This window comes from Leuconostoc sp. (genome assembly GCF_965300815.1).
On sequence record NZ_CBDKZH010000039.1, the window covers coordinates 1 to 12,428 of the forward strand.

At 43.9% G+C, this 12,428-nt stretch carries 13 protein-coding genes and 1 tRNA gene; 12 read left to right on the top strand and 2 right to left on the bottom strand.

The genetic code is table 11. From position 1 onward, the window contains the following. From ACW12G_RS03945 to ACW12G_RS03995, 11 genes are all read left to right on the top strand, one after another. Nucleotides 1-1,089 (top strand): LCP family glycopolymer transferase (locus ACW12G_RS03945; RefSeq protein WP_455647318.1); only part of this gene is annotated, 1,089 nt, incomplete at its 5' end. 117 nt (nt 1,090-1,206) lie between these two features. Beyond that, entirely contained in the window at nt 1,207-2,223 is a 1,017-nt protein-coding gene (locus ACW12G_RS03950) for a phosphatase PAP2 family protein (protein WP_455647319.1), read from the top strand. 156 nt (nt 2,224-2,379) lie between these two features. After that, nucleotides 2,380-3,300: a Ppx/GppA phosphatase family protein gene (locus ACW12G_RS03955; RefSeq protein WP_048700632.1), complete on the top strand. Its 921-nt coding sequence runs from the start codon at nt 2,380-2,382 to the stop codon at nt 3,298-3,300. Then, nucleotides 3,293-4,507: a hydroxymethylglutaryl-CoA reductase gene (locus tag ACW12G_RS03960; RefSeq protein ID WP_455647320.1), complete on the top strand. Its 1,215-nt coding sequence runs from the start codon at nt 3,293-3,295 to the stop codon at nt 4,505-4,507. Before ACW12G_RS03955 ends, ACW12G_RS03960 begins: the two co-directional genes overlap by 8 nt. Then, a complete protein-coding gene (locus ACW12G_RS03965) occupies nt 4,504-5,445 on the top strand; it encodes a nitrate ABC transporter ATPase (protein ID WP_455647321.1) in 942 nt (313 codons plus the stop codon). The genes ACW12G_RS03960 and ACW12G_RS03965 overlap by 4 nt, the downstream gene beginning before the upstream one ends. Nucleotides 5,446-5,457: 12 nt before the next feature. Continuing rightward, on the top strand, nt 5,458-6,162 hold the full coding sequence (locus ACW12G_RS03970; RefSeq protein ID WP_455647322.1) for an NAD-dependent protein deacylase: 705 nt from the start codon (nt 5,458-5,460) through the stop codon (nt 6,160-6,162). Nucleotides 6,163-6,600: 438 nt separating this feature from the next. Then, nucleotides 6,601-8,004, top strand: coding sequence for an Nramp family divalent metal transporter (locus ACW12G_RS03975; RefSeq protein WP_455646873.1), 1,404 nt, complete (start codon nt 6,601-6,603; stop codon nt 8,002-8,004). Nucleotides 8,005-8,030: 26 nt separating this feature from the next. Continuing rightward, complete coding sequence (locus tag ACW12G_RS03980) at nt 8,031-8,492, top strand: universal stress protein (RefSeq protein ID WP_048700624.1); 462 nt, start codon at nt 8,031-8,033, stop codon at nt 8,490-8,492. 366 nt (nt 8,493-8,858) lie between these two features. Beyond that, nucleotides 8,859-9,470, top strand: a complete 612-nt coding sequence (locus tag ACW12G_RS03985; RefSeq protein WP_048700622.1) for a cadmium resistance transporter — start codon at nt 8,859-8,861, stop codon at nt 9,468-9,470. Nucleotides 9,471-9,477: 7 nt separating this feature from the next. Further along, entirely contained in the window at nt 9,478-9,810 is a 333-nt protein-coding gene (locus tag ACW12G_RS03990) for an ArsR/SmtB family transcription factor (RefSeq protein WP_455647323.1), read from the top strand. A gap of 66 nt (nt 9,811-9,876) precedes the next feature. Continuing rightward, nucleotides 9,877-9,960: transfer RNA gene (locus ACW12G_RS03995), tRNA-Leu, on the top strand. Between the two features lie 87 nt (nt 9,961-10,047). On the opposite strand, the gene ACW12G_RS04000 is transcribed toward ACW12G_RS03995, so the two are convergent. Then, nucleotides 10,048-11,208, bottom strand: coding sequence for a DUF2075 domain-containing protein (locus ACW12G_RS04000; RefSeq protein WP_068850909.1), 1,161 nt, complete (start codon nt 11,206-11,208; stop codon nt 10,048-10,050). Nucleotides 11,209-11,305: 97 nt separating this feature from the next. Here ACW12G_RS04000 and ACW12G_RS04005 point away from each other — a divergent pair, with 97 nt between their 5' ends. After that, nucleotides 11,306-12,160 (top strand): glycosyltransferase family 8 protein, encoded by an 855-nt coding sequence (locus tag ACW12G_RS04005; protein ID WP_455647324.1) that lies wholly within the window; start codon nt 11,306-11,308, stop codon nt 12,158-12,160. A gap of 67 nt (nt 12,161-12,227) precedes the next feature. On the opposite strand, the gene ACW12G_RS04010 is transcribed toward ACW12G_RS04005, so the two are convergent. After that, a partial coding sequence (locus tag ACW12G_RS04010) for a hypothetical protein (protein WP_455647325.1) occupies nt 12,228-12,428 on the bottom strand: 201 nt, incomplete at its 5' end.

Below are 12,428 nucleotides of genomic sequence, written 5' to 3' on the forward strand. Positions count from 1 at the left end.
CGCCGTCGCCGTAAATGGTGGCGTTGGGTATTGGGACTGGTGGTGTTACTCGGCATTATTGGTGGGATCGTCTTTGCTATGATTTTAGGTAACGTCCACAAATCAGTGGATAAAATGTATCGTAGTGCTGATGTCACTAAAGCACGTAATGTCACGGATCTCTTGAAAGCGGGAAAGCCGTTTTCAATGCTTGTCTTAGGGACTGATACTGGGGCGTTAAAGCGAGATCGTACGGGCTTAACTGACTCCATGATGATCATTACGGTGAACCCAAAGACGAAAACAACGACGATGATGTCGATTCCACGTGATATCATGGTAGCCATTGCTGGGGCAGAATCAACTTTTCCACAAAAGTTAAACGCAGCCTTTCCAATTGCTGGCGTGGGTGCGACAATCACGACTTTGCAAAACTATCTAAACGTGCCGATTGACTTTTATGTGTTGGTGAACATGGGTGGTTTAGAAAAGTTGATTGATCAAGTTGGCGGTGTCCAAGTGGTCTCCCCATTGACTTTTACTTATACGCCGGAAGCAGATACAACCCCTGAAACCTTTAAATACTTTAAGGGCAAGTCACAGTTTGAATATGCTAAGGACGGTAAAAATTTCAAGTCCTATACCACTATGGATGGTAATGCCGCTTTGTCATTTTCACGGATGCGTTATGATGATCCGCAAGGCGATTATGGTCGCCAGTTACGGCAACGTCTCGTTTTGCAAGCATTACTGAAAAAGTCAGCTAGTGTATCAACGCTGTTGAACGACAAGTTTATGGCCTCAATTGCAACCAACGTTGAAACGGATATGACTTACAATGATCTGATGAATCTGGCCAAGAAATATATGCCGGCAACTAAAAATCAAGTGTCTGAACATATGCAAGGTGTTGGTGACATGTATGCTGGGGTGAGTTACCAAATGGTGCCTGAATCTGAGAAACAACGTGTGACGAATAAATTACGACAATCACTGGACTTACCAGCTAAAAAGACTGGGACGCAGTTTGGGAGTGCGGTACCCGCATCCGACTACTGGATTGCTGAGCGAAATCTTAACGTGATTAACGAAACACTAGATCCGCAATAAACAAAAAACGATTACAGACGTAATCGTTTTTTTACGTCTTCTAGATATATTGCTGACGTAATAACGATAATGCTTGGTTACAATAAAGGTGTTGAATAAAAGAAATGGAGATGGCTCATGCAGGTAGCAGGGGATACTTTACAACACCACGACGTTCAATTTGGTGAACGAAACAAACGGCACATTTTTCATACGACACCGGCGGAAAAACGGGTGGTGCTCGTTTTGTTAGGTATCGGGGCGTTATCATTAGTAATCGCAACATTTTTTGATAAAAATGTGACGCAAGTGATCATGAATCAAAACTCAATTTTTGGTAACTTGTTCCAAAACTATGCGGATCAAGGGGCACAAGTCGTGACTTTCACTTCTGCTGAAGTGATTGCGTGGTTTATTTGGCGCCGGATCGATGATGTGGTGATTAAGTACATCATGACTGCCGGTATGCTTAGCTTGGCATTTAACCAAATGCTAGCGTTACTGCAAGATGCGCTAAGTTACACTTTCTCAATGTTAAACAATATTCAAAAAGGTGTCCCAATGGGGATTGCCAACAATACCGCAGCGGTACAAAACTACCCCGAAGCGTTACGTTGGGGGTTGGCAATTATCTTGACCGCGGCATTATCACTGATTTTTGCCAATTGGCTGAACAAAAAGTCAGATGACGATATGAACTATCTGATTGTTGTGGCTATTGTCGGCATTGCAACTGTCTTCATTGCGCAAACAATGATCGGCGAAATGAAAACGTTGTGGGGGCGCTTCCGACCTTACGAAATGACCACTGTTTCTGGGCACGCGTTTAGCGAATTTACGCCTTGGTATCATATGAATGGCGCCAACGGCCATAATTCATTCCCGTCAGGGCATACAATGTCGGGTTGGTTATTCTTATATTTGGCCTTGTTTGTCCCCCGAGAAAACATTTCCGCACAAAAGAAAATGACGATTTTTGGGATTGCGATGGGCATTTTAACTGGTTTGAGTCGCGTGCGAATCGGGGCGCACTGGTTGAGTGATGTGACAGTTTCTAGCATTTTGACCGGTCTATTAATCTTTGCGGCCAGTCGCTTAATCGGGGCACATTTTGTTGAAAACCAGTCAACATTACGTCAGTTATCCTACGAATAAGCAATCAGCATTACTCTAACGACAGATCATAAAGGTCTGTCGTTTTTAATATTGTGCCAAATCGTCTTCATAACGAGATTGTAATATGCTTAAATGCCCGTTTGATAGGCTTATTTGTTATACTAGTAAGTAATAAATTATATCTAGGATAGGCACATGAGCTATTTAGCTATTGTTGATCTCGGTAGTAATTCAGCCAGAATGGTTGTGGAAGCACTACACGAAGATGGGACGTATACGGAAATTATCCGTGAAAAACAAGATACGCGCATTGCCCAGGGGATGGGAGCAGAGCAGATTTTAAAAGAAGTGCCCATAGCGCGCACGATTGCGGCACTTAAACATTTTCAATCGGTCTATGCACCGTTTGCGCCAACTGTGATTGCCATTACGACGGCGGCTGTTCGCGTGGCGAAAAATCAAGCTGCGTTCTTAGCACGCGTTGAACGTGAAACGGGTCTCCACTTTCGCGTGTTGACGGGGGAAGAAGAAGCCTACTATGATTATTTGGGTGTGGTGTCAACGTTATCAATCCAAGATGCCGTGATATTAGATACAGGTGGGGCTTCAGTTGAATTAATTGGGGTATCGGCTGGTCAAGATAAAGCGGCCATTAGTTTACCTTTTGGGGCTGTCACGCTATCGGAAAAGTTTCATTTGGCAAATGATATCGATCAAGCCAATATTACCGCGGCATGTGATGATATTTTATCCCAATATCAGACATTATCTTGGCTGAAAAAGTATGTCGGTCAACCAGTCGTCTTGTTAGGTGGGGCTAATCGCTCACTGGCGCGGATGGGTCAAAAATTGTCGTCGGACCAAGCAACGACGACATTACAAGGGTTTGATATGTCGATTGAGAAAGTACAACAAATCTTTTCCCGCTTACGACAAATGAGTCGGCCAGAACGGGAACGTATGGCTGGTTTGGAAGTATCACGGGCTGATATTATTGTCAGTGGCCTATTGCCATTGTTAAATTTAATGACGGTGATACAGTCACCACGCGTTATTTTTTCAGAAAGTGGTGTGCGTGAGGGGTTAATTGCAGAAATGATGAAAAATAATGCTTAAAAAATATTACGAATTGACGCCAGATGAACGTTTGGCGTCTTTGAATTTAGATGAACAAGCCATGCAAGCGTGGCGTGATAATCAAAGTACGACCAATTCACAAATTGTGGAAAACTATATTAGTGATTTTCGTGTACCGATGGGGGTACTAAAAGATATTATCGTTGCTGATCGACATGTGACGGTGCCAATGGCCACAGAAGAACCGAGTGTGATTGCCGCGGCTAATCACGGCGCTAAGCTACTGAACCAAGGTGGTGGTGTTGCGGTGAGTTTGCCAGAGCGAACAGCACTCATTGGCCAATTGTTATTTTCTGGGGTGGCTTATGATGAATTGGCAGCGTTTGTTGCGCGTCAACAAGCGGCGTTTTTTACCGTTGCGCAAGAAGCGAAACCCTCTATTTACCGGCGTGGTGGTGGGTTACTATCGGTGACCGCCCGTGCGGTGTCGGCTACAAGTGTGAGTGTCGATTTTACAATTGATACCCGTGATGCCATGGGGGCTAACATTGTCAATACAATTTTAGAAGCTGAGCAAGCGCTATTTGCAGATTTTCAGGCGCAGTTTGTCGGGGCTATCCTAGCAAATTACGCTACGGCGCAATGTGTGACGGTGACCGGACGGGTGCCGATTGCTAGTATTGGCGGCCGCACGGTTGCAAAACGGCTCGTGCAACTCAATCAATTCGGTCATCAAGATGTTTACCGCGCCACAACTGAAAATAAAGGTTTATTTAATGGTATCGGGGCGGTGACGCTGGCAACAGGTAATGATTGGCGCGCGGTTGAAGCGGCTGGGCATGCTTTTGCCAGTCAGAACGGACGCTATCAGTCCTTAACGACCTGGACCATTGCTGGGGACTTTTTGGAAGGGCGGTTAACGATGCCGATTTCGGTTGGGACTGTTGGTGGTGCCATTTCGGCAATGCCACAAGCCCAGCGGGCTTTAGCGATTGTGGCACCGCAAACGGCTGATGAGCTACGCGGCATTATTTTGGCCGTTGGGTTGGCTCAAAATTTGGCGGCACTCAAAGCGATTGCGGATGGGGGTATTCAAAAAGGCCACATGAAAATGCACTATCGCGCCCTAGCTTTGCAGGTTGGCGCACGTGACGATGAAATTGCCATTTTGGTTACACAATTACAGGCGGCGAAACAAGTAGATGCAGCCGTCGCAACAAACCTACTAAGGGAGATGAGAAAATGAATCCAAAAATTCAAACATTATTAACGGCGGTCAATGACCTTTATCCAGGGACGGTGATGACGCGTATCGGTGGTCCGGCGACCGGTGAACTGCATATTGATCGCGTGTCACAAGCACTATTTGAAGATCGTTTATTGATTGAATTGTCAGAAGGGACCGAAAGCGATTTTCTATTTGGTAATGAATTATTAAAAATGTTACTGACGCTTAATGGTGTAACACCACAACTATTTTTTGCGTTGACCTTCCAAGATGATGCATTAGATCAGCAACTCATTCAAATCGCCACACGGATGCACAGTACGGTTGTACATGCCATTACGTATCGTGAATTACAACAAAAAGGGATTATAACTGACGCGACCCAACGGGCTTATTTGGCTGGTGTGAAGTCAGAATTAACGGTTGAAAACGGCGAGTTAGATGATGAAAGCCTCTGGCGCTTGTTGGCTTTGCTGGACGCTCTTGTATTTGCTGACGCGAGTGGGGCAGACTTTTCCGAATTGGCAACGCTGTACCCATTGGCGTATACAGCGGCGACCAAGTTGGTCGCACCAATTCTAGCTGCTGACTTAAAGCAACCACGGCACATCCGGCGTCAAATGACAGCGCTATTTGGTGGTGTCGATGAGGTGTTAACAGCTTGGGGTAAGCCAACAGTGAACGCTAAGGAATATGTCACGTTAATGAGTGTCCTATCTGAACGTCAACTATCATTGCCGGTCAGCCAAGTCTTTACGATTTATCATTCAGAAATGATTGATTTCCAAACAAAGAAGTCTGCCTATGTTGGCTTGGGAAAAATCGATTCACAAAATAGCTTTGTTGTGTCAAAGCCAGATGATCAAGATTCAGCGACATTCTTTAAAGCACTTTATCAAATGAAAGTCGGTGACCTCTTTCATAAGCTTGCTTTGCCATACATTCAACGGCGCTAAGGGGTGAGCAAGATGTTGGTCACACCAGAAATTCAAGCACAATTTGATACGGCTAAAAACATTGTTTTCATGACTGGTGCGGGTATTTCCACACCATCGGGGATTCCGGATTATCGCTCAAAAAATGGGTTATACCAGGGCAATACGTTACAACCGGAATACTTATTGTCAGCGACTGCGTTTCAACTGGCACCGGAAATGCAGTATCAATTTATGAAAGAGAATATGTATTTCCCAGATGCTGCCCCGAACGTCATCCATGACAAAATGGCACAGTTTACCCAAAAAGGCCAAGCGTGCATTATCACCCAAAATGTGGATGATTTACATGTGAAAGCCAACACGGTAGCATCACGCCTAATTCGATTTCATGGGTCATTGTATGACATTTATGCGCCAGTTGACCAACAACCAGCAACGGTGGCTGAATATTTGACAAGTATACACCGTGCTGATGGGGCGCTACTGCGGCCACGGATCACGTTTTATGAAGAAATGCCGTTTGAGGTTGAGCAGGCTGTGATGTGGGTTAACCAAGCTGATTTGATTGTGATTGTCGGGACGAGTTTTCAAGTGTATCCCTTTGCTGGGCTATTGCAGTATGCTGTCGCTGGCACACCGATAGTAGCCATTAATCTGACACCGATTGAGACGTCTTATCCCGTCACGCAAATCATTGGGGATGCCACGACCTTTTTTGATACACTGACAGTATAGCCAACAGCGTTGGCCTTTTTAATGTCGTGGATAACGCAAAATTTAGGGATCAAAGGCCGCTAATGACGCTTTGTTACACAAATGTAATTATTTAATGAAAGGGCTTACGGTTCCAGTTGTTATAAGTTAGGTTTATCATTTTAGCCAAAGATAGGTCAAAAAAACGTCGGTGAGGGATGACCGGCGTTTTTATTGTGTTGACGAACAGGGGGAAAAGTGGGATATTTAATATATATTAGGGCGTAAATAGCCGAGTTAGATACCTTTCATAAGCTTTCAACAACTGAGTTGAATGAAACCCTTTATGAAAAATATTTAGCACTTTAATACGCGTTTAGCTCACGGTTAAGCTGCGCCAAAAAAAGTGAATACTAAATGCGTACTTTAGTCGGAATTCGTATGTTTTTGTCCTGAAGAGAAATCCAAAGGAGAAGTAGAATGCAAGATTCAACAAAAGATCAAGCAAACACTAATAAACATTTCGTCGAATCAACTGAGGAGCAACTCAGTTTAGGCGATGTAAATGGTTCAATCGAAGCCCCAAAGGACGGCTCATTTTGGCGCAAACTTTTAGCCTTTTCGGGGCCAGGTGCGTTAGTTGCCGTTGGGTATATGGATCCCGGTAACTGGGTGACATCTGTTAATGGTGGTGCTCAGTACCACTACGTTTTGTTGTCAATTGTGTTGATTTCCTCACTGATTGCCATGATGTTGCAATACATGGCGGGTAAGTTGGGGATGGTTAAACAAGAAGACTTGGCACAAGCCACACGTGCTCGCACAAATAAAGCGGGCGGTTATGCGTTATGGGTGATTACGGAATTGGCCTTGATGGCAACTGATATCGCCGAAGTTATTGGTGCGGCCATTGCCTTGCACTTGTTGTTTGGCTGGTCAATGATTGCCTCAGTGCTGACCACGGCCTTTGATGTCCTCCTCTTGTTGTTACTGATGAAATTTGGTTTCCGCAAGATTGAGGCGATTGTCATGACATTGATTTTGACAATCTTATTGATTTTCGCTTATCTTGTGATTTTATCAAAGCCAGATGTTGTGGCGATGTTTGGCGGATATTTGCCACAATTGCAAGCAGTATCAACCCATGGGCCAGCTGGCGTCGATTCACCATTGCTGATGTCACTTGGTATTATTGGTGCGACCGTTATGCCGCATAATTTATACCTCCATTCATCAATTGCCCAAACGCGTAAAATTGATCGTGAAAATCCAGGTGAATTAAAAGAAGCTGTACGTCTGATGACGTGGGATTCAAACATTCAATTGTCATTAGCCTTTGTGATCAATTCATTGTTGTTGGTATTAGGTGCGGCCTTGTTCTTTGGCCATGCCGATCAGGTGGGAACGTTTGGCGCTATGTATGATGCGTTGGACAATAAGGCCATTGCTGGGGCGGTTGCGTCACCAGTATTGTCAACGTTGTTTGCGGTAGCCTTGCTGGCCTCTGGTCAGAACTCAACGATCACAGGGACGCTAACGGGTGAAATTGTCATGGAAGGCTTTATCCGGTTGCGTATTCCAATGTGGATCCGTCGTGTTATCACGCGTGGCTTAGCATTGATTCCAGTAATTATCTTTACGTTGTTGTATGGTGGTGCCGAAGCCGAGTTAGATCAACTTCTGGTTTATTCACAAGTCTTCTTATCACTTGCCCTACCGTTTGCGATGGCACCGTTGATTTACTTTACGTCATCAAAGAAAATCATGGGCGAGTTTGCTAACCCACGTTGGATGGCCATTTTAGGTTGGATTATCTTTGCTGTCTTGACGATTTTAAACCTTCAGATTATTATTGACTTAGTGACAAAGGTAATGAGTCGTTAATTGTGTGTTAAAAAAGGAGAGACTGTATGAGTGAATTAAACCTAAACATCGAACCAATACAATTTAAGCGCATTTTGGTTGGTGTTGATGAGTCTGAACAAGGGTATATTGCGTTGGCAAATGCTATTCATCAAGCAAGTGAAGATGATGCGCACTTGATTATTGCCTCAGTGCTGGAAATGGATGACCTATCAACCATTGATGCCCTCCACTTAGATGCCATTAAAGAACGTCGTGCGACGATCGAAGCTAATTTAGCCAAGTATGCTGCTTATGCCAAGTCAAAAGGCGCCGAAAACGTCACAACTATCTTTGCGGATGGTGACAAGGCTGGTGAAGTACTGTTGCAAGACGTGGCGCCAAAAGTTCAGGCAGACTTGATTATTGTTGGCGCACATTCGCGTGAAGGGTTCTGGGAATCATTAGGTTCTCAAGCGGCTTATATCGCGCGTCATGCCAAGATTTCATCAATGGTAGCCCGTAAGTAATATAACAAAAAAATCGCCGATCGGCGATTTTTTTGTACACACGAAACCCCAGTAGCCTAACGCGGCTGCTGGGGTCTTTTTTGAGAGATTTATTTAAGAGAAAAGAATATTTGGGAGAGATTATTCGATGAGAAGTGTGACCCGTACGGGGTTTCGTGCGTTGATGGGACCCATCAACTGGTGCCAAACATGGCAAATACCTACCTTCCTAAACGCGTCGTTGTTTGAGATGACTTGTTTTTTGATTGTCTATACTATAACGTCGAGAGATTAAATCAGTATAAAATAGCGTTGTTTTTAACACATGAAATAAATTTCATGTTATAATATATGAAAAGAAATTCATATAAAAGTTTGGGGATCCTTATGGTTGAAACATTATTAACGGCTTTAACATCATATATTGGGACCACGTCAGATTATTTCGTGGTACTACTCTTATTATTTGCGCAATTCCGTACGCAACCGCAACGACAAGCCATTATGTGGGGCGCTTATCTTGGGAATGCGTTGCTGGTGTTTGTGGCGGTCGCGATTGCGCTCTTGCTAAAGCGCGTGCCGGAAGAATGGGTGCTTGGTTTGTTGGGTTTTGTGCCAATTGCGATGGGCTTACAAAAGTTTTTCTCATCAAAGGATGAGGGGGAAGAGGTTGCTGAAAAGTTAGCGCGACTAGATAAGCGTAAAATTGTGATGACTGTCATTGGACTCACGGCGGTCACTTGTGGTGCCGATAACTTAGCGCTTTATATTCCATACTTTACGATGGCTAATTTTGCCTACTTACCAGCTATTTTGGTGATCTTCATCATCGTTTTGACGGTTGTGATCTATTTGGCTAAAAAGTTTACTGATTTTGCGCCAGTTCATCGTCTTATGAACAAGTATGGTGACTGGATTCAATTGATTATTTATGTTTTGTTAGGTAGTTATGTCTTATTTGATGCCGGTACCATCCAGCATTTGCTTAGCCTGTTATAATAGGAGTATGAACAAGAAATCGATTACTGAACTAGAAAAAATTTTTAAAGTCTTAGGCAATCACCAACGTTTGACCATTTTGGCATTGTTGCAGGAACGCTCGTATACCGTTTCGGAAATTGTGGCACAGCTTGATATGGAACAATCCGCCGTGTCACATCAACTAAAGGTGTTGCGTGAAGCGCAGCTGGTGACAACGCAACGTCAAGGGCGTTTAGTTTTGTATTGCCTGAGTGACTCGCACATTTTGATTTTGTTAGATAACGCGCTCAAGCACGTCGATCACGTATTTCACAACGATCAAGAAAAATCTGAGATTAAATTTGAAAAAAAGGGTTGACGAATTTGTTAATTCTTGGTATTCTTATATAGTTGTTTGATACGAAAAAACAGCATAAGAATACATGCCGTTGTGGCGGAATTGGCAGACGCGCTGGACTCAAAATCCAGTGGTGGCAACACCGTGTGGGTTCGACTCCCACCGACGGCATCCTTAAAAAAGCTATCTCTTAATGAGATAGCTTTTTTGTCGCAATACAGGTCATAAAAAACACGCCAATAAGTTGGCGTGTTGTGATTAGGCTTGTAGTTCTAACAGTCGCTTGCGCAAAGCGTCATCGTAAGCAGTCAGGTAAAGGCCGTACTTACCACGCTTGATGAGGACGTTTAAGACATTAGCAATGAAATCTTGGTATTGTGCCGGCGTAAATTGCATATCTTGGCGCTTCTTAAAAATTTCCTTGTGGGAATATTTTTCTGGGATAATGGTCATTTGATCGGTTTTGGGATCATAACCAAAGGATGGGCCAATAATCATGCCGACATAATTTAAATCAAAGCCTTGCAAAGTATAAATTGTGCCAACCTGGGTAATGGATGATTCACGTTTTGCCCAGTGCGTGCGTTGCGGATCCCATTCATCCCAAGGCAAGGAGAAGGTATCCATTTCAACGTTGTGCCGCCCATCAATACGTGGGAAACCAGAAGTGGCGACCACGCGACTTAGGCCAACGGCTTTGTTTTGTGCCTTGATTTTTTCATAGAGTTCGCCAGCCGTAGCAAACACTTCAAATTCAAAATCGCTGTCTTTGGGGAAGGGTGTCAGTGGCTGCTGTGCCGTGAGGCGATCCATCCAGTCCACTTGGGCTTGGCTGGCTACCATACGATACTGGAAATCCATATCGAATTGGCGATAAGGATGTTGGCCAATCGTTTTGCGTAGTAATTCTTGTGACCAATACATTTTAGATTGGAACACTTGGTTGAAATCGTAAACGACGACAACGACTTTGGCTAAATTCATTAAATCAGTCAACTGATTATTGCCACGGTAATGTGCGTAAGGTTCAGACTTTGAATAGAGTAAATGGGCTTCGTCGACAAAAATCACATCGTATTGGCGGTGGTTTTTCTGGGCGTCGTTAATGAGTGCCGTTGGTCGACGGATGGCTTTGGGATTGAGACCAGGAAAATCTTTGGCCATATCTTGGTAGGCTTTATACAGCTCAGGATGATTCACAACGAGTGCTGTTTTAAACCGTTTGTCTGTCATGTATTGTTTGACAAGTTGCATGAGGACTACGGATTTACCGGTACCAGCAGCACCTTGGATAACTGCTACGGCATGTTCTTTGCCGGCTAAATGTTGCTTAATGTAGGTGTTCATGTCGGCAATGACATGTTTTTGATCATCAGAAAGATTGTCAATGAGAAATTGTTCTTTTAAAATTTTATTCATGATTACGCTCCAATACGCTCTATTATACTATAATTGCCTGATTATCATGAAGTAGCCGGTTAGCATGTGTATAATATAAGATATGAGAGATGAAAAAATGAGTGAAGTGATGACAACGCAGGCAACGATAGACCTGCTCGTGACGGTTGATGATCACTATGTGAAGCCGTTAAAAGTGTTACTATTTTCGATTAAACAAACCAATCCTGGGCAGCACTTTGATGTTTGGTTGTTGCATGCCAATATTACGCCATCAGTCTTGCAGGCGCTGGCGACTTTTGTTGACCAGTTGGGGTTTAACTTGCACGCGATTAAGGTGGCGCTTGCCGCGTGGGCCGAAGCACCTACTGCTAAATTCAAACAATATCCACCAGAAATGTATTTCCGGCTGTTGTGCGGGGATTATTTACCGGACACTTTACATCGGGTCATTTATTTAGATCCAGATATTTTAGTGATCAACCCGATCAAACTGTTATTTGACATGCCGCTGGCAGGGCATATGTTGGCGGCCGCCAGTCACATGGGATTGACGGGTATTACGCAAACAATTAATCATGTGCGTCTCGGGACGCGTCAAGCCTATTTTAATTCCGGTGTGATGTTGATGGATTTGGATAAAATGCGCCAACGGGTGCGGTTGCAAGATATTTTTGATGTCATTGCATGGCGCGGTCGGGAACTGATTTTACCCGATCAAGATATCTTAAATTATCTATACGGGGCAGATATTTTACCAATTCCAGAGGAAGTTTGGAACTATGATACGCGTGACAACATTGTGCATTATGCCAAGAGTTTTGGCGAAGTGGATATGCAGTGGGTGATGAAAAATACAGTCATTCTCCATTTTTGTGGCCGGCCAAAGCCGTGGGAGAAGAGTATTATTAATCGCTATGCCGTGCTTTACCAACATTATGAACAGTTATTGGTCAATACACAATTTGAATAATATAAAAAGGCAATCTCATCAGCTAGTGTTTCGACGCACTGGCTGATGAGATTGCCTTTTTTGCTGTTTAAGTAGACCATTGATTGGTTTGGAAATCGGTTAAAATACGATCAAATTCTAAGATTTGAGCCGCGTTTGAGAGATGATAGGCCTGATGAAAGTCATCCCACAGTTGTTGGACGCGCGCAGGCACGTGTTCCAGTAAAGTGTCGCCGGTAGTTTGGCTATAAGCGTTACGGCTCCACTCTGCAATAATGTTGTATTCTTG